Origin of the sequence: Thioclava sp. JE_KL1 (genome assembly GCF_009296265.1) — a bacterium.
Taxonomy (GTDB): domain Bacteria; phylum Pseudomonadota; class Alphaproteobacteria; order Rhodobacterales; family Rhodobacteraceae; genus Thioclava.
The window spans coordinates 1-17,255 of record NZ_WBJS01000024.1; the positions used below are offsets into that span (position 1 = coordinate 1).

Here is a 17,255-nt window from a genome sequence, read left to right on the forward strand (position 1 = left end):
ACGAAAGGTCGCCTCGCTTGTAGCGTTCTTGCAGTTTCGGTTTGGGAGGATCAAATGAAGCAGCTTAAATACGTAGCTGCCATCGCGGCGACGCTTTGTGCAACATCTGCGAGCGCGTGGCAGGCTACAGAGGGCAAGCCCTATGCGGGCAGGGCCTGATGGGTTTGGGTCAACTCTCTTCGGGGTGCGACGGGGTGGCTATTTGATGCAAGCGTCGAGCCAGTTTTCGATTCCAAAGCAGGTATTGTCGGCATGGAGCAATGTGCTGATTTCCTTACGAAAGTAAGATTGCTGCGGCGAGTTCCGCTATTTTTGTAGAGCGGCCAGCTGTTAAGTGCATCAAGTAAGGTAATTAAGCGATGCTGACGAATGATGCCGCAATTGGCTCGTTGTGCCTCGATTAAGCACGTACTGAAGCTTTGACCTTAGTTGCGGTCGTTAATAATCGACGAGAAGCGATTCCACCGACCGTTGCGGATTGCCAAAGCATTCGGCGAATACGGCGGCGCCGGTGAAACAAAGAAAGTCGTAAAAACTAGGAGGAATACAATTGCTTAATAAAAAAACTTTGCTGAGCGGGACGCTGGCTCTCTGCCTAGCGACACCTGTATTCGCTGCAGACACCGACGTCAAGATCGTGCTCAACGAAGAGCTCGAGACGGCGGATCCCTGCTGGGCGTCGCAGTCCAACGTCGGGCGTGTGATCCTGCAGAATATTTCGGAGACGATGACCGAGTTGAACGTCGAGAACGGCGAATTGATGCCGCGTCTGGCGACCAGCTGGGAGGACAAGGGCGACGGCATCTGGCGGTTCCATCTGCGCGAGGGCGTGAAGTTCTCGGACGGGACGGATTTCACTGCCGAGGACGTGAAGCATTCGATCGAACGCACCCTATCAAAGGATATGACCTGCGGAATTGGGGCCAAGTATTTCGGTGGCATGACGATAAATCCGAGAATCGTCGACGACCACACTATTGATATTAAGTCGGACCCAGCGCAGACTATTCTGCCGTTGCTGATGTCGACCCTGACCATCGTGCCGAAGTCGACGCCGATGGAGCTTACCCGCAACCCGATCGGGACCGGGCCCTATGTTCTGGCGAACTGGGATCCCGGGCAGTCGATCGAACTCGACCGCCGCTCGGATTACTGGGGGGACGAACCCGCGGTGACCAAGGCAACCTATGTTTTCCGCTCGGATAACGCGGTGCGCGCGGCGATGGTGCAGACCGGGGAGGCCGATATTGCGCCTCTGATTAGCCAGATCGATGCCACCAACCCGAAGACCGACTTCTCCTACCCGAACTCTGAAACCACTTACCTGCGCCTCGACACTTCGATCGCGCCGCTCGACGACGTGCGTGTGCGCAAGGCCCTGAACATGGCCGTCGACCGCGAAGCCTTCCTAGGCACTCTGATCCCGGACACTGCTGAAGTGGCGACCCATATGACCGTGCCGACCACGCTGGGTGCGGACGAGGATCTGGGCGTGCCGCCCTATGATCCTGATCAGGCCAAGAAGCTGATCGCCGAGGCCAAGGCCGATGGCGTTCCGGTCGACAAGGAAATCCTGATGATCGGTCGCAGGGGCAACTTCCCGAACGTGACCGAGGTGATGGAAGCCCTGCAACAGATGTTCGGCGATGTCGGCTTCAACGTGAAGCTGCAGATGCTCGATGTGGCGGAATGGGTGAAATACTGCAACAAACCATTCGCGGCCCAGCCGGAACCTTCGATAGTGGAGGCAATGCACGACAACAACCGCGGCGATCCCGTCTTCTCGATGTACCCCAAATACGCTTGTGACGGTCTGCAGTCGGGGATCTGCAACGAGGAGCTCGATCAGGAGATCGCCGATGCAACCGGCACCTCCGGCGACGGTCGCGGCGACGCGTGGCGCAAGGTCTTCCGCAAGGTGGCCGAACTGAGTCCGGATGTCTTCCTGTTCCACATGGTCGGCTATTCGCGCGTCTCGCCGCGTCTCGATTTCACGCCGACGATCGCGACGAACTCCGAGCTGCAACTTTCGCAGATCAAGTTCAAAAACTGATCCAGGTCGGGGCGCCGCCATCCGGCGCCCCGCACGCCAGCGCCCACGAATAGAGGGGCTCCGATTTCCCCACGGCACACGCGCCGTTCCAACGGAGAGAACCGATGCAGAAATTCCTCGCGAAGCGCGCGGTTTCCAGTGCGATCTCCTTGATCTTCTTGATCATTGCCGTCTTCTTTCTGTCGCGCCTGACAGGTGACCCGACGGATCTTTACCTTCCGGTCGATGCCAGCCAAGCCGCGCGCGACCAGTTCCGCGAAATCCATGGCCTCAACGATCCGCTGATCGTGCAGTTCGGCCGCTATGTCTGGGATCTCGTGCATCTCAATTTCGGCGAGTCGATCCGCCGCGCCGAACCTGCGCTGCCCGTCGTGCTGCAAGCCTTCGGCTGGACGTTCCGCCTCGCACTGATCACGATGGCGATCGTGACCGTCGCTGCGATCACGCTTGGCGCACTGGCCGCCTTCCGCGTCGGCGGCATCTTCGACCGCATCGCCACCTTCTTCTCGCTGATCGGGGCGTCGGCGCCCGATTTCTGGATCGCGATCGTCGCGATCGTCGTCTTCGCCGTGGGTTTGGGCTGGGTGCCGACCTCCGGAGTGGGCGGGCCGCAATACTGGATCCTGCCGGTCGCGGTACTGTTCATCCGACCCTTCGGTCTGATCCTGCAAGTTGTGCGGGGCTCGATGATCAACGCGCTCGGCTCAGCCTATGTGAAAACCGCCCGCGCCAAGGGTGTTGCGCCGAAGAAGACGATCTTCGTCCATGCCCTGCGCAACGCGATGCTGCCGGTGATCACCGTGATGGGCGATCAGGCGGCCGCGCTTCTGAACGGCGCCGTGGTGGTCGAGACGATCTTCGGTTTCCCCGGCGTCGGTAAGCTGATGATCGACTCGATCCTCAACCGCGACTTCACCGTCGTGCTGGCGGCCATCATGGTCACCGCATTGGCGATCTTCATCATGAACATCCTGATCGACTTCGCCTACGCGATCCTCGATCCGCGTATCCGGTATTGAGAAATGACCATGTCCAACACTCGAACCCCGGCAACCTCCGTCAAAGCGGAGACGCCTGAACCCGGCAAGGCGCGCAAGATGCTCCAGCTTCTGCTTGCGGATAAAACCGCGACCATCGCCGCAATCTTCTTGATCGTCATCATCGTCTGCGCGATCCTCGGCCCCTTGCTGCTTGATCAGCTCGCGACACGGCAAAACCTGCGCGGACGCAATGCGCCGCCTTTCGACCTGACCCGGAGCTTCTTCTGGGTCCTCGGCGGCGATCAGCTGGGCCGCCCGCTGCTCGCCCGGATCATCGTCGCCGCAGGTAACACGATGGCCGTGGCCACTGGTGCGGTGATCGCCTCGATGACGATCGGTTCTGCCTTGGGGCTCGTCGCGGGCTACTCGCGCGGCAAGCTGGGCGACATCGTCCCGCGGATTGCGGACGTGATCATGTCCTTCCCGTCGCTCCTGCTCGCGGTGATCGTGCTCTATATGCTCGAGCCTTCAGTGAGCAACATCGTCATCGTGCTCGCGATCACCCGTATCCCGGTCTATCTGCGCACGACCCGCGCCGAAGTGCTGGAGGTGCGCGAGCGGATGTTCGTGCAGGCCGCGATCGTGATGGGGGCTTCGCATCTGCGCATCATCTTCCGGCATATCCTGCCGGTCATCCTGCCGACCCTGCTGACCATCGCAGCGCTCGACTTTGCCTTCGTGATGCTGGCGGAAAGCTCGCTGTCGTTTCTCGGGATCGGCATCCAGCCGCCCGAAATCACATGGGGCCTGATGGTGAGCCAAGGCCGTCCCTACCTGACCTCGGCCTGGTGGCTGTCGTTCTGGCCGGGCCTCGTGATCATCCTGACAACTCTGTCGCTCAATCTGCTGTCGAACTGGATGCGCGTCGCGCTCGATCCGACGCAGCGCTGGCGGCTCGAAATCGGAGGCAAGAAGAATGGCTGATCAGCTTCTTCAGGTCCGCAATCTCTCGGTCACATTCCAGACCGCCCGCGGCCCGGTGCATGCCGTCCAGAATGTTAGCTGGCAAATCGACCGGGGCGAAGTGCTCGCGATCCTCGGAGAATCCGGCTCGGGCAAATCGGTATCGGCGTCCGCAGTGATGGACCTCATCGACTGCCCCCCGGGCGAGATCACCAGCGGCGAGATCTTCTACGAAGGCCGCGACCTGCTGACCATGAGCCGCGCTAAGCGCCGTGCGATCAACGGCAAGAAGATCGCGATGATCTTTCAGGATCCGTTGGCGCACCTGAACCCGGTCTATACCGTGGGATGGCAGATCGAAGAGACAATGGTGATCCATGGCACTTCGGCTGCCGAGGCGAAGGCCGAGACGATCAATCTGCTGCGCAAGGTCGGCATTCCTAACCCAGAAGACTCGGCGCAGAAATACCCGCACCAGTTCTCGGGCGGGCAACGGCAGCGCCTGATGATCGCGATGGCACTGGCGCTCAAGCCCGACGTGCTGATCGCGGACGAGCCGACCACCGCGCTCGACGTGACGGTGCAGGCGCAGATCCTTCAGCTTCTCGAGGAGTTGCAGAAGGAGACCGGGATGGCGCTCCTGATCATTACGCATGATCTGGGCGTGGTGGCCGAGATCGCGCATCGCGTGGTGGTGATGAACCACGGCGAGATCGTCGAGCAGGGCTCGGCGCGCGAAATCTACGCCAACCCGCAGCACCCCTACACCAAGCGCCTGATTTCCTGCGCGCCGGGGCAGGGGGAAATCCATGACAAGGTTTCCGAGACCGAACCGCTTCTGAAAGTGCGTGAGGCAAAGAAGCTTTACGGCGCATTCGAGGCGCTCAGCGGTACCAGCTTCGACCTGCATGAAGGCGAAACCCTGGCCATCGTCGGCGAGAGCGGCTCGGGCAAATCGACGACGGCGCGCATCCTGCTGCGTCTCGAAGAGTCGTCCGGCGGCACGGCGCTTTACAAGGGCAAGGACCTTTTCGCGATCACTCCGAAGGAGATGTTCGCGATACGTCGCGACATCCAGATGGTGTTTCAAGACCCGACGCAGAGCCTCAATCCCCGGATGACCGTCTACGAGCTGATCTCCGAGGCTTGGGCGATCCACCCCGAAATCCTGCCTAAAGCGCAATGGAAGGCGCGGGTGGCGACTCTGCTTGAACAGGTCGGGCTGCAATCCGAACATGTGCATCGCTACCCGCACCAGTTTTCGGGCGGGCAGCGGCAGCGGATCGCGATCGCCCGGGCGCTTGCGCTCGAGCCGCGCATCATCGTCTGCGACGAGGCGGTCTCCGCGCTCGACGTGCAGGTGCAGGGGCAGGTGATCGCGCTTCTCGACCGGCTGAAGGCCGAATACGGCCTGAGCTATATCTTCATCGCTCACGATCTGCCGGTGGTCCGCGATTTCGCGGATCGGGTGATCGTGATGCAGGGCGGGCGGATCGTCGAGCAGGGGCCTGTGCGCCAGATCTTCGACTTCCCGCGCGAAACCTATACCCGAAATCTGCTTGCCGCCTCGCTGGACCCCGATCCCGAGGTGCAGGCCCGGCGGCGCGCCGAGCGGCGGGCCAAGGAGGCCGTGTAATGACCAAACCCGACGTAATGATGCTTTTCCCGCAACGCCCGGTGGCGATGGCGCAGCTCGAAGACGCCTATACGCTGCACCGCTGGGATCTTGCGGAGGATAAGGCGGCGTTCCTGGCCGAGCACGGCCCGAAATGCCGCACGATCGCGACCAACGGCCATGCGCCGCTCGACGCGGCGATGATCGAGGCGATGCCGAATTTGGAGCTTGTCTCCTGTTCTTCGGCTGGCTTCGAGAGCTTCGACCTCGCCGCGCTCGCAAAACGCGGCATTGCGCTGACAAATACCTCGCAGGCGCTATGTGACGACGTCGCCGACACCGCGATCATGCTGATGCTGGCCGCGCGCCGCTCGTTGGTGGCGGCCGACGCCTACACCCGCTCGGGCGACTGGGCGACGAAAGGTCCGTTCCCGCTGCAACGCAGCCTCAAGGGGCGCAAGCTGGGCATCGTCGGCCTCGGCACGATCGGGCAGGCGATTGCCCGTCGCGGCGAGGCGATGGGGCTCCAGGTCAGCTACTGGAACCGCCGCAAGAAGGATGCGCCTTGGCGCTTCGTGCCTGACTTGGTCGAGCTTGCGCGCGAGAGCGACAATCTGATCGTGATCGTCGCGGGCGGCGAGGGGACGCGTGGCCTGATCTCGGCCGAGGTGATGGAGGCGCTTGGTCCCGAAGGGCTTCTGATCAACGTGGCGCGCGGCTCCGTCGTGGACGAACCCGCGATGATCGCGGCGCTGTCTTCGGGCAAACTTGGGCATGCGGCGCTCGATGTCTACGCCTCCGAACCAAATCCCGATCCGGCGTTGACCGCGCTGCCCAATACGACGCTCTTCCCGCATCACGCCTCGGGCACGGTTGAGACGCGCGACGCGATGGCGCAGCTTCTGGTCGACAACCTCAAGGCGCATTACGCGGGCAAACCGCTTCTCAGCCCGGTCGATCTGCGCGCCTATCTGCCCGGAACGGTAGAGGCCTGATATGTTACGCTATTTTCTCTGGGCCTATATTGTAACCGCAGCCGGTCTGGTCGGGGCGTTTGCCCTCGGCTGGAGCTATTCCGGCACCCTGCATGGCGCGATCAGCTTCGGTCTGATCGGGGCAGTGCTGGCGGTGCTCGAAATCTCTCTCAGCTTCGACAATGCCATCGTCAATGCCAACAAGCTGGAGGCCATGACCCCGGTCTGGCGGCATCGCTTCCTTACCTGGGGCATCCTGATCGCGGTCTTTGGCATGCGGATCATCTTCCCGCTGCTGGTCGTCGTTATCGCCGCCCATATTGGCCCGATCGAGGCGATCCGCCTCGCTGCGACCGATCCGGCGCGCTATGCCGCGATCATCGGCTCTGCCCATCTGTCGATCGCGGCCTTTGGCGGAGCCTTCCTGATGATGGTGGCGCTGAGCTACTTCATCGACGACGGCAAGGAAGTGGATTGGATCTCGTGGCTCGAGCGCAAGCTGCGCCGCTTCGGCTCGGTGCGCGGCACGGAAATCGCGCTGGTGCTGCTTATGATGCTCGGGTTCTCCTCGCTGCTTGAGATCGAGGATCGCGGCACCTTCCTTTACGCTGCGAGCTTCGGCCTGATCACCTTCCTCGGTGTCGAACTGCTGGGCCATGTGCTCGACCGCTCGGATGCCGCGATGACGGTGGCCAAGGGTGGCTTGGGCGCGTTCCTGTATCTCGAAGTTCTGGATGCGTCTTTCAGCTTCGACGGGGTGATCGGGGCCTTTGCGCTGACGCAGAACCTGTTCCTGATCGCGATCGGGTTGGGGATCGGCGCGATGTATGTGCGCTCGATGACCCTGATGCTGGTGGAGCGCGGCACGCTGACCGAGTTCCGCTACCTCGAACATGGAGCCTTCTGGTCGATCTTCGTCCTCTCGGTGATCATGTTCGCGCAAGCTCTGTTCCACATTCCCGAGGTGATTACCGGCCTGCTCGGCGCGGGATTCATCGGGCTCGCGCTGCTTTCGTCTCTGCGTCACAACCGCCTTGCTGCTAGTGACCATAGCTAAAATGACCGCCGATGGAATTCCCGACTTGCTGCGCTCCTGAGTGGGGCTAGATTGTTACGATGAAGTTTTCAGTTGGGATATAGGCATGGGGCGGAGATGATCCACCGGGCGTGGTCTTCTTCTACGCGCCCGGCCGCGCCGGGGAGAACGCGGAGAAGATCTTGCGCGGCTTCGACGGCATCCTGCAGATCGATGGCTACCAGGGCTACAACCGTTTGACGCGTCCCGCCCGCAAGGGTGGCGACCCGGTCCGCGTGGCGCATTGCTGGGCCCACGCGCGGCGCAAGCTGAAGGAGGTCTTCGACCGCGACGGCTCCGAGATCGCCGCCGAGGGACTGCGCCGCATCGCCGAGTTCTACAAGATCGAGGCCGACATCTGCGGCACGGCGCCGGGACAGCGGCTCTCGGCCCGGCAGGCGCACACCGCGCCCCTTGTGGTCGAGTTCGGTGAATGGCTACAACAGCAACGTCTGCGTATCTCCGCCAAATCGCGCCTGGGCGAGAAGCTCGCTTACATCCACCGTCACTGGGACGGGCTCCAGACCTTCCTGCACGATGGACGGGTGGAGATCGACCCCAACAGCGTGGAGAACCTGATCCGGCCCATCGCTCTGAAAAGGAAGAACGCATTGTTCGCCGGACATGACGAAGGCGGGCGCGCTTGGGGACGCATCGCGTCGCTCGTCGAGGCCGCAAAGGTCAACGGCCGCGAGGCCGTATCGATGATTTCCTGCCCTGATGAAGAGGGCGGTCGCCACCCTCGGCGGTATGCTGGGGAGTCTAACAAGGAGGTATGTTTGGACAGCTGTCAATCGGCACGCAATCTTGACCCCCAATCGGCGCCCAAAATTGGGTCTGACGCGTATTTGGTGCAGCTGACTCCTTGCAGCGCTACATTTGGTCGATCTTCGCGGGAGGTTGCCCATGGCATGTGGAATGGATCGACGGGCGTTCCTGCCCGTAGGGTTGAAGGCGGAACGGATCGAGCTGGTTGACGATAGGGTGCTGATCCACGTTCGCCCGGAGAGCGGAGTTGCCGCTTGCCCAAGATGCGGCGATATTTCTCGACGCGTTCATAGTCACTACCAGCGTCGCCTTGCAGACCTGCCGGCACATGGGCGGCAAGTCAGACTTGTTCTGTCTGCTCGGCGCTTTCGGTGCCGCTCCGCTATGTGCCAGACAGGAATCTTCGCGGAGCGGTTCTCCCCAGCAATTGTTCAGCCCTACGCGCGGCGGACTGGGCGCTTACAAGACTTGGTCCGTCACCTCGGCCTCGCTCTCGGAGGGAGGCCAGCTCAGGCCCTGGCCGCACGACTGCTCCTGCCGGTGAGCAAGGACACCTTTTTGCGCAGCGTCCGCATAGCGATGAGGCCGCCGGTCAGCGCCCCACGAGGGATCGGCATCGACGACTGGGCTTGGCGGCGCGGCCAGCGCTACGGCACTTTGATCTGCGATCTCGAGCGACGACAGGTCATCGACCTAATTCCCGACAGGGAGCCGGAGACTGTCGAGGCGTGGCTGAGGAGACAGCCCCAGATCGAGGTCGTCGCCCGCGACCGCAATGGCGGCTATGGCGGTGCCGTCACGCGCGCCTTGCCGCAAGCGGTTCAGGTGGTGGATCGCTGGCACTTCCTCGAGAACGTCAGCGCGGCGTTTCTCGCGGCGGTGCGACGGTCCATGCCGACGATCCGCCGATCTGTTGGCGCGACCGAAGTCGATCCCGCCCTGCTCACTGCGGCTGAACGGCTGCACTACGATGGCTTCCAGCGCCGACAGCATACAAACGAGACCATCCGGTGCATGGCCCGCGAAGGTGTTCCGATCAAGCGCATCGTGCGGACGACAGGGCTGAGCCGTGGCCTCGTCCGCCGGATCGTGCGTGGCGAGCGCGACGATGTCTTCCGAGTGCGCCAAAACAGCCTGACCCTCTGGTTGCCTCGGCTGGAGGATGATTGGGCCGCCGGGTGTCGCAATGCCACAGAGCTCTGGCGCCGGCTTCGCGCCTTGGGCTACGGCGGCAGCCTTCGGGTGGTCGGCGAATGGGCGACGCGACAGCGACGTGCTGAGAGCGCGATGCTGGCCGGCAACGGGAAATGCCCGCCCGCGCGCAGAATCGCGCAACTCATGACCTCGGCACGCAATCACCTATCCAAGGCGGACGCCGTGCTCGTTGCCCAAGTCGAAGCCGCGCTGCCAGCCTTAGCGGCCACCCGTCTCCTCGTAGATAGGTTCGTCACCATGGTGCGGAACGGCACGGCGGGCGACCTGACGGAGTGGCTCGTTGAAGCAGCGACCAGCGAGATCGCCTCATTCTCCCGCGGCCTTGTCGCTGATCAGGCTGCCGTGGTGGCCGCCCTGACAGAGCCCTGGTCCAACGGCCAGACGGAGGGGCAGATCAACCGCCTGAAGACCATCAAGCGACAGATGTATGGCCGGGCCAACATTGAACTCCTGAAGGCGCGTCTGGTCGCTGCATCATGAAGCAGGAGATGCACCAAATTTGATTCAGAGCCAAAATTGCATGCCTGTTCACAAACAAGAGAGGTCAACTCCTCCATACCAGGCTGGAGCCCCTCGATCATCCCCGCCGGCAACGTGGCAAGCAGCCGCCTTTGCTCTTCTTCATTTTCACGCTCAAGAAACCGCTGAATGACCTTTTTGACGGCTTCCGCGCTCGGGGCTTTCGCGATGCCCGCCGCCTTGAGCCAGTCACAAACGTTTTTCCCGTTCACGTCCCGACCATTGAAACGCAGATCGGCGATCGCATCGGCGATGTCGTCATCGGAGTAGTTCGGTTTGCGCCCTGCAGTGCTTTTTTCAGTCATGTAACCTCGGTCTTCATGTAATCATTCGTTGATTGATTTGATGAATGGCATTCAACAAATAGCTGCGTGCGGCGGACCTCATTGCCCGACCTGAAAGGGAGATCGTTTCGGTCTGGAAATTCCAAAACCGAATTTTCTTAAAAAGTTGGGCGCGCCTCGGCCCGGTGTCTCGCTACGACGTCCAGGCGCCGCGGAGCGCCAAAGACATGCCTGTCGCGCAATTTTTGAATTGGAGAGAGGGGCGGCTAGCTTTTCCGAAATTCCGGACGAAGCGCTCCTATGACGCTTCGTCGTAGACCGTTGCTCGCGCGACTTTCTTCTCAAGGTCCGCCATCGTGGACTGCCATTCGCGCACCGACGCCGTGACGCGGAAATCGGTAAGATAAGCGCGCTGCGAATAGCGGTTCGAGTGCCCGAGGAGCGCCTGTGCCGCCCATGCCGCATCCGGCTCTTCGGTGCGGATCAGGTTTGTGACCAAGGTCCGGATCAGGTGGCCCGAAATTCCGAACTCCTCTTTGAGAAGAGCGCTCGGGTGGTAGGTGCCATAGCCGTCCTCCCCAAGACTGAGTAGGTTCATTCCGTCGAGTTGCGCCATGCGGTCTTTGATCTGCCACGACGGACGATCGGCCAACACATGAGCGTCAAGAAGCCGGGCCGTGAAGGGCCAAAGAGCACCCAGTTCCTTTTTGCGTCGCGTCTTTGCCTGTCGAAACTTCACCTCCCAAGTGCCGTCTGGCAATCGCGAGATTTCACGGCCAATCCGAAACTCCGACAGGTCTCCCTGTCGGTCCGACCCGTTGACCAGTAGCCCGAAGATGACGGACTTGCGCCTGAGCCGTTCGGCTTTTGCACTGTCTCCTCGACAAGACGTCGCGGCCTCGGAAAGTCGCGCGGCGGCATGCAGAATGTCAGCGAGGTCGAATGCCTTCAGAAAGCCCTGAACCTTTGCGCGTTTGCCTTCCGGCTGATCTTCCGCTTCCGCCCGCAACTGTCCGCGAATATCCGCGAACGCTTCTGCGGCGGCCCGGTCGAAGAGCCGGCCGCGATAGGCGTAGCCTTCCACACGCTCGAAGTAGTCCGCGGCCGAACGAGGGCTGATACCTCTTTCGACGAGCAGGTAGCGCAGGAATACCTCGGCGAGATCGGGACAGAAGGTCTCACCGAGCGCGATGCCGTGCGCGGCAGCCCAGATCCGGGCGGTTTCGCAGGTCCCGATGGCGGCGACGACGGACGCGCGCGACTTCTCCCGAAGCGGCTTGTAGGCCGTCTCACCGCGGCGAACGACCCGGTCGAGAAGAGGGAGAGCGTCGCGCCAAAGCGCAGGCCATTGCTCGGGCAATGCAGCGATCCGGGTGGATCGCCGGGGTTTCTTCGGTTTGCTGCCGTAGTTGGAGTTGAGCCAATGGTCCCAAGACTTCGTCACGTCTCGGGCCGGGGCAAGCGGCACGGTGGGATCAAACCGGGAAAGGGCCGAGATCAAGGTCCGGTAGCTCGTCCGGCTGCTCGCGGCCGCCTCGAAGTCTTCGCGGTTTGCAGTTTCGGGCGTTCGGCCCGCCGCCGCGAGAGCGCCGTAGAGGCGCTCGAGCGCGGCGGGTGCGCCGCGCCCCTTGAGCGTGCCCTCAACGACTGCCTCCGCAACCGCGTGGGCGACAGGGCGGGGCACGTTCTGCATTCGCGCAAGCAGCCGTGCGACCCGCTCGGCGCGCGAGAAAGGTTGATGAGCCATAAGACCTCCTCAGGAAAGGTGGAGTGTCGGGTCGAGGCGCTGGATGACCTCGGCAAAGAGACGTGCCGCTTCGCGTCCGGCACCCCGCGCATAAAATGCCTGCACCGTATCGAGCTTGTCTCCGAGCAGGTCTGCAACGACGCCGTAGGCGCCGGGGTTTTGTGCAATGTAGAGCGTCGCGCCGACATGCCGCATCAGATGCGGATTGAGGCCGATCACGCCAATGCGCGACATCCCCCGATTCCAAAACTTGTTGAATGTGCCTCGCGAGATCGGCCCGTCGCTATTGATACCCGGGAAGAGGTAAGGATTGAGATCGGGATCGATGTTATGACCCACGCACCACTTGGCGCGCCCTTCTTCGATCCAAAGAGCAAGAGTCTGCCATTGAACCGCCGGCACCTCGTGGAAAATGTCGCGATTGTTCTTCACACGCGTTCGGGCAATGTCGATCATCGCCAAAGACCCCTTGCGACGCGGGAGACGAAGCTCGGCGCCTTCTCCGCTCACTGTCAGCTCGTGGATGTTGCGCGTCCGCAGAGGTCGCGAAAGCTGGAGCGCCATCGCCGCCGAGGCCATTGCGATATGGAGCACCTCGGTCTGGGCATGCGCCCCCAATTTGTCCCACCCATCAAGCCCGCGCCGCGCTTCGCGTGCCAAAACGCGCGGACCTGTGAGGATGGCTCGAACGACTTCGGGGTTGTGATCCAGCAGCTTTAGGAATGCCGCGCGTTCTGCCGCCATCTCGTTCGCGTAATCACTGTGGACGGTGTCGGAGAACCGCAAATCAGCGATCGCATCGAGCACGTCGTCACCGAGGTCATTGCGCTTCGCGAGTGTATCGAGGGTCGCGAGCCATGAGTGTGTCGAAGACGTCTCCTTGGCCGTCTTGAGGGTTTTGCTCTGCGTCGTTCTTTCCGCGTATTTTGCGGTCGCCATTGTGACATGCTTGGCGGTCAGAAGGTCTTCAAGCTGAGTAACGTCAGGGGGTGGGGTGCGGTCCTCCCATGTGTGTCGGATCAGCCAGGACAGAGCTTGGCGATGGTTCTTGCGGCGGTTCTCAGGGTTGCGGATCTTGCGCTTGTTCTTGCTCCGCCGCGGTAGCGGGTCTTCGCCAAGTTTGCCTCCGAAACGATCGCGCTGCGGCCGCTCTCCATTGATAGCTCGCTCGATCGCCGCGTCGCAGGACGCGACCAGAGATGCGGGAAGGGCTGTCCAGTCGAGCGGAGCGTCCCGCAGTCCCGGAAGGGGCCCCACCGGCGATGTCGGGAGCAGGGCGGCGATTTCTTCATGCCGGTCCCTTTGGGTGATCATCTGGTCGAGGAGCCTGATCGAGCGACGGAAGGACGCAGTTTTGTCAGAAGGAATGCACGAGAGTGCTTCGGTGGCCGCTTCGTTGTCCAGTTCCACCGGAAAGACATGCCCGACGCGCGCCCGCAGATTTGCGAGCGATACATCTGCCATTCCGGGCAGCAGTTTTTTCCCATCGGGCCCCGGACGGTTCTGCACTCGCTTGGCGTAATTGATCAACTGGTCCCATGCGAGGCGAGCATCGGGAGCGACAGGTGCCTCTGCAGTCGCCTCCTGCGCTTTCCGGATCGCGGCGCTGATTTTTCCCGACCAAGTATGAAAAGCGCGTTCTGCCGCCTTCGGTGTCGCGGCCCGAAACTCCCCGGCCCAGACGATGTGGCGGGCAATCTCGGTCCATGCGACGTCATCTGCGGGAACCTGCTTGAGGGTTCGGCCGGTCAGCTTCTCGACGCGGCGAAACGCGGCGCCGTAAGCCTGTGCGGAGGACTCGGAATAGAGATTGGGTAGGGCGAGGTAGATATCGTTGAGAGTCATTATTTCATCCTTGCTGGTAAGATTTCATCTGCTGAGTGGCGCGTTCATTCGGACCAAGATGAATGAGACGCTCACGCAGATTTGGACCGTGAAGTTCGGGGGGTGTTTGGTTCAAAGGGGTAGAAAACCCGTTCAAATGGCGGTTCTCCCGTTCAGGCGCAGTGGCGGCGATCACAGCCATGAGCACAGCCAGCGATCGATCTCATCGGCGACGAAACGGACGCGTGTGCCGATCCTGCGGCAGGGCAGGGTGCCCTCTCGCGCCTTGGTGATGAGCGTCGACGGTCGGTAGGGCACGCGCATTGCCGCCTGTTCAGGAGTCAGCAATCGCTTTCGATAAGCTGCTTCCATTACCCTTGGCGGCTGCCCGCCCTCAAATGCCCAGATTGTCTCCCACGAATAGCCCCTGCGCCGGCCCTCGCGGACCGGGAGCAGGAGGCCGTCTTTTTCGGCGCGCCAGAGCGTCGCATCGCTCCCTGCTTGCCAGCGGCGAAGCAGGTCGGAGGCACTCAGGAGGGATGAGGCGTGGTCGACGTCAGAGGTCTTGGAGCGTTTCGGCATCGGTATTTTCCTTTCGTTGGAAAGGAGAGAGGGAAATCGCCGTTCAAATCCAAATTTTCGCGTTCAGAATTTTCAGGGGGTGGCCGGGTAGGGGGTGCGGGTGCGGTGCTGGGGGCTTTCCCTGCTGCTGCGGAATTCCAGCTGCGGCCCTGCCCTATGGTTCCCCCTGTCCCGGGCACGGACCTGTCCGGACCTTGTGGCCCAAGGCGAGGCGGATGTAACCGCCGGACGTAATCTCCCCGAAACCGCCGTTTGAATTTTCCCCAGACGTGAGCGTCAGTGCCAATTCCGAACTTCATCTATTCGGAATTGGCACTGTCGCGGGACACAGGCCTGATGCTCCGAACGGAGAGCGACAGGGGCAGGCAGGTGATAGGACTGAGGGAGATTGTCTTGATCCAGAATTTGAAGAACCAGGGTCTCAGCATCACCGCGATCGCGCGGAAGGTTGGCTGCGACCGGAAGACGGTGCGGAAGTATCTCGAGCTGGGGCTGGAAGCTCCGGTCTACGGGCCGCGCCAGCCACGGGCACGGGTGATCGAGCCCTATGAGCGCTACCTGCAGGAACGAGTTCAGGCCTTTCCCGATCTCAGCGGCGCGCGGCTTTTACGCGAGATCCGGGAGCTGGGTTATGAAGGCGCTTACACCGCGGTGACGGACTTCCTGCGCGAGGTGCGCCCGGCGCGGCACGCCCCGTTCGAGAGACGGTTCGAAACCCCACCCGGCAAGCAGGCCCAGGTCGACTTCGCGGAGTTCACGGTGGAGTTCACCGACGAGCCGGGCGTGGTTCGCAAGGTCTGGCTGTTCTCGCTGGTGCTCGGCCACAGTCGCTGGCTCTGGGGCCGGTTCGTTGCCAGTCAGAACCTGCAATCGGTGCTGCGCTGCCACATCGCGGCCTTCGCTGCCCTCGGCGGCGTGCCAGAGGAGATCCTCTATGACCGGATGAAGACGGCGGTGATTGGCGAAGACGAGGCCGGAGTTGTCACCTACAACGCCGCATTGGTTGCGTTGCTGAACCACTATGGCGCGGTGCCACGGGCCTGCCAGCCGTATCGAGCAAAGACCAAGGGCAAGGTAGAGCGTCCCTTCCGCTACATCCGGCAAGACTTCTTCTTGGCCCGCACATTCCGCAACATCGACGATCTCAACACCCAGTTCGAGGCCTGGCGAACCGAGATCGCCAATCCCCGGGTTCATGCCACGACCCGACGGGTGGTGGACGCGGCCTTCACCGAAGAACAGCCCAGTCTGAAGCCGCTCCCGGTGATCCCCTACAGCGCCGTCCTCACCGTAGAACGGCGCGTGAGCAAGGAGGGGATGATCTCGGTCGGTGGCAATTTCTATTCCGTGCCCGACACGACCCGTCGCCGGACACTCGAGGTCCAGCATCACGCCGAGGAGCTTCGGATCTTCGAAGACGGGCAACTGATCGCCTGCCATCCGGTTCTGGAAGGCAAGGCCTGCCGCCGGGTCGACCCCACCCATCGCAAGACACCGCCGAAGAAACCGGCCCCGCCGCCGTCATCGCAAGGGCTACGGCGGCCGCTCGACTTCTATGATGCGGTTGGCCGACGCCTGGCCGCTACGGGGGCGCCATCATGACCGATCTTTTGGACCGTATCCGCGGCGCCCTTGTCGGCTTGAAGATGCCGCGTGCGCTGGAGGCGCTCGATCACACCATACGGCAGCTCGAGACGGGCGAGATCACCGCGATCGAGGCGATCGACGGGCTGCTCAGCGAGGAATACGCGACCCGCGAGACGCGCCGGATCGACGTCGCCCTGCGCACGGCCAAGCTGCTGCCGGTCAAAACGCTCGAAGGCTTCGACTTCCGCTTCCAGCCCTCGCTCGACCGAGATCGGATCGCGGCCTTGGCCCAGCTCGACTTCATCCGGCGCGCCGAGGTCGTTCACTTCCTCGGGCCGCCGGGCACCGGCAAGAGCCATCTCGCAACTGCGCTCGGCGTCGCGGCAGTAAAGGCGGGGCGAAGCGTCTACCGCGCCACACTCGCAGAACTAATCACCGCGCTGAACCAGGCCGAACGCGAGGGACGATTGCCCGAAAAGATCCGGTTCTATGCCCGGGCCGCGCTGCTCATCGTCGACGAGATCGGCTATCTGCCGATCACGACCGGCGGCGCCAACCTGTTCTTCCAGCTCGTCAACGCCCGCTACGAGAAAGGCGCCATGATCCTGACCTCGAACCGCGGCTTCGCCGAATGGGGCGAGGTGTTCGGCGATCCGGTCGTCGCGACAGCCCTGCTGGATCGCCTCTTGCACCATGCGGTCGTCATCCAGATCGAAGGGGCCAGCTACCGGCTACGCGCCCATGCCGACCTCATCCCCGAGCATGTCAGGGCGAACGCCCCCATCGCTCCGCCGCCACCGCCCAAGCGCCGCGGACGGCCACCGAAAAACCAGAATGGAGGCGCCGATCACTGAAACCGGCTGATCGCCGCAACCGCCGTAGTGGGGAATTTTACTTCGGCACTTTTGGGGAAAATTAAGACGGCGAAGCGCGCTGCATCTCCTTCGGTGGCTTGCGGGTCGACGATGCCATTGAACACGCGCTCCTGCAGGTGGTCAGTCCCGGTGCCATCGCCGCCGCAGAGGCGGCCGCCAGGCAAGCAGTGAGCCAGCGGGACCAGGTCCGCGGC

At 62.3% G+C, this 17,255-nt stretch carries 16 protein-coding genes; 11 read left to right on the top strand and 5 right to left on the bottom strand.

Translation table 11 applies throughout. From position 1 onward, the window contains the following. Positions 1–550: 550 nt before the first annotated feature. Positions 551–2,053 (top strand): ABC transporter substrate-binding protein, encoded by a 1,503-nt coding sequence (locus tag F8R15_RS19935; RefSeq protein ID WP_083080338.1) that lies wholly within the window; start codon positions 551–553, stop codon positions 2,051–2,053. Here F8R15_RS19935 and F8R15_RS21555 read toward each other — a convergent pair. Beyond that, on the bottom strand, positions 2,043–2,219 hold the full coding sequence (locus tag F8R15_RS21555; RefSeq protein WP_165757063.1) for a hypothetical protein: 177 nt from the start codon (positions 2,217–2,219) through the stop codon (positions 2,043–2,045). The genes F8R15_RS19935 and F8R15_RS21555 overlap by 11 nt on opposite strands. Between F8R15_RS21555 and F8R15_RS19940 the strand changes: the two genes are divergently transcribed. From F8R15_RS19940 to F8R15_RS19975, 8 genes are all read left to right on the top strand, one after another. Then, on the top strand, positions 2,203–3,072 hold the full coding sequence (locus F8R15_RS19940) for an ABC transporter permease (RefSeq protein WP_253732805.1): 870 nt from the start codon (positions 2,203–2,205) through the stop codon (positions 3,070–3,072). The genes F8R15_RS21555 and F8R15_RS19940 overlap by 17 nt on opposite strands. 9 nt (positions 3,073–3,081) lie before the next feature. After that, complete coding sequence (locus tag F8R15_RS19945) at positions 3,082–4,017, top strand: ABC transporter permease (RefSeq protein WP_253732807.1); 936 nt, start codon at positions 3,082–3,084, stop codon at positions 4,015–4,017. Next, positions 4,010–5,632 carry an ABC transporter ATP-binding protein gene (locus tag F8R15_RS19950; protein WP_083080329.1) on the top strand — a complete coding sequence of 541 codons (1,623 nt, stop codon included), beginning with the start codon at positions 4,010–4,012 and terminating at the stop codon, positions 5,630–5,632. Before F8R15_RS19945 ends, F8R15_RS19950 begins: the two co-directional genes overlap by 8 nt. Next, positions 5,632–6,606 carry a 2-hydroxyacid dehydrogenase gene (locus F8R15_RS19955; RefSeq protein WP_083080326.1) on the top strand — a complete coding sequence of 325 codons (975 nt, stop codon included), beginning with the start codon at positions 5,632–5,634 and terminating at the stop codon, positions 6,604–6,606. Before F8R15_RS19950 ends, F8R15_RS19955 begins: the two co-directional genes overlap by 1 nt. Before the next feature lies 1 nt (position 6,607). Next, on the top strand, positions 6,608–7,642 hold the full coding sequence (locus F8R15_RS19960; RefSeq protein WP_083080312.1) for a DUF475 domain-containing protein: 1,035 nt from the start codon (positions 6,608–6,610) through the stop codon (positions 7,640–7,642). Positions 7,643–7,752: 110 nt separating this feature from the next. Continuing rightward, a complete protein-coding gene (locus F8R15_RS19965; protein WP_368731101.1) occupies positions 7,753–8,637 on the top strand; it encodes an IS66 family transposase in 885 nt (294 codons plus the stop codon). Continuing rightward, a complete protein-coding gene (locus F8R15_RS19970; protein ID WP_083080309.1) occupies positions 8,567–10,123 on the top strand; it encodes an ISL3 family transposase in 1,557 nt (518 codons plus the stop codon). The genes F8R15_RS19965 and F8R15_RS19970 overlap by 71 nt, the downstream gene beginning before the upstream one ends. Positions 10,124–10,254: 131 nt before the next feature. Next, positions 10,255–10,488 (top strand): hypothetical protein, encoded by a 234-nt coding sequence (locus tag F8R15_RS19975; RefSeq protein WP_083080306.1) that lies wholly within the window; start codon positions 10,255–10,257, stop codon positions 10,486–10,488. Between the two features lie 256 nt (positions 10,489–10,744). Here the strand turns inward: F8R15_RS19975 and F8R15_RS19980 are convergent, their stop codons facing one another. The 3 genes from F8R15_RS19980 to F8R15_RS21690 form a co-directional block, all read right to left on the bottom strand. Continuing rightward, positions 10,745–12,139 (bottom strand): hypothetical protein, encoded by a 1,395-nt coding sequence (locus tag F8R15_RS19980; protein ID WP_152845771.1) that lies wholly within the window; start codon positions 12,137–12,139, stop codon positions 10,745–10,747. A gap of 63 nt (positions 12,140–12,202) precedes the next feature. Then, complete coding sequence (locus F8R15_RS19985; protein WP_152845772.1) at positions 12,203–14,038, bottom strand: hypothetical protein; 1,836 nt, start codon at positions 14,036–14,038, stop codon at positions 12,203–12,205. 171 nt (positions 14,039–14,209) lie between these two features. Further along, entirely contained in the window at positions 14,210–14,599 is a 390-nt protein-coding gene (locus tag F8R15_RS21690; RefSeq protein ID WP_216644154.1) for a helix-turn-helix domain-containing protein, read from the bottom strand. Between the two features lie 369 nt (positions 14,600–14,968). On the opposite strand from F8R15_RS21690, the gene istA reads away from it, so the two are divergent. Further along, entirely contained in the window at positions 14,969–16,201 is a 1,233-nt protein-coding gene (gene istA, locus F8R15_RS19995; protein WP_368731102.1) for an IS21 family transposase, read from the top strand. Then, a complete protein-coding gene (istB, locus tag F8R15_RS20000) occupies positions 16,198–17,040 on the top strand; it encodes an IS21-like element helper ATPase IstB (protein ID WP_083080375.1) in 843 nt (280 codons plus the stop codon). The genes istA and istB overlap by 4 nt, the downstream gene beginning before the upstream one ends. Here the strand turns inward: istB and F8R15_RS21560 are convergent. Beyond that, the coding region (locus tag F8R15_RS21560; protein WP_172976274.1) for a hypothetical protein at positions 17,034–17,255 on the bottom strand (222 nt) is incomplete at its 5' end. The two genes, istB and F8R15_RS21560, sit on opposite strands and share 7 nt — an antisense overlap.

Bases quoted from the DNA above. Each gene is read 5' to 3' on its own strand.
- F8R15_RS19950 (WP_083080329.1), top strand. From the start codon at position 4,010: ATGGCTGATCAGCTTCTTCAGGTCCGCAATCTCTCGGTCACATTCCAG.
- F8R15_RS21690 (WP_216644154.1), bottom strand. From the start codon at position 14,599: ATGCCGAAACGCTCCAAGACCTCTGACGTCGACCACGCCTCATCCCTC.
- F8R15_RS21555 (WP_165757063.1), bottom strand. From the start codon at position 2,219: ATGATCAAGAAGATCAAGGAGATCGCACTGGAAACCGCGCGCTTCGCG.
- F8R15_RS19970 (WP_083080309.1), top strand. From the start codon at position 8,567: ATGGCATGTGGAATGGATCGACGGGCGTTCCTGCCCGTAGGGTTGAAG.
- F8R15_RS19980 (WP_152845771.1), bottom strand. From the start codon at position 12,139: ATGCAGAACGTGCCCCGCCCTGTCGCCCACGCGGTTGCGGAGGCAGTC.
- F8R15_RS19960 (WP_083080312.1), top strand. From the start codon at position 6,608: ATGTTACGCTATTTTCTCTGGGCCTATATTGTAACCGCAGCCGGTCTG.
- F8R15_RS19945 (WP_253732807.1), top strand. From the start codon at position 3,082: ATGTCCAACACTCGAACCCCGGCAACCTCCGTCAAAGCGGAGACGCCT.
- F8R15_RS19985 (WP_152845772.1), bottom strand. From the start codon at position 14,038: ATGACTCTCAACGATATCTACCTCGCCCTACCCAATCTCTATTCCGAG.
- istB (WP_083080375.1), top strand. From the start codon at position 16,198: ATGACCGATCTTTTGGACCGTATCCGCGGCGCCCTTGTCGGCTTGAAG.
- F8R15_RS19955 (WP_083080326.1), top strand. From the start codon at position 5,632: ATGACCAAACCCGACGTAATGATGCTTTTCCCGCAACGCCCGGTGGCG.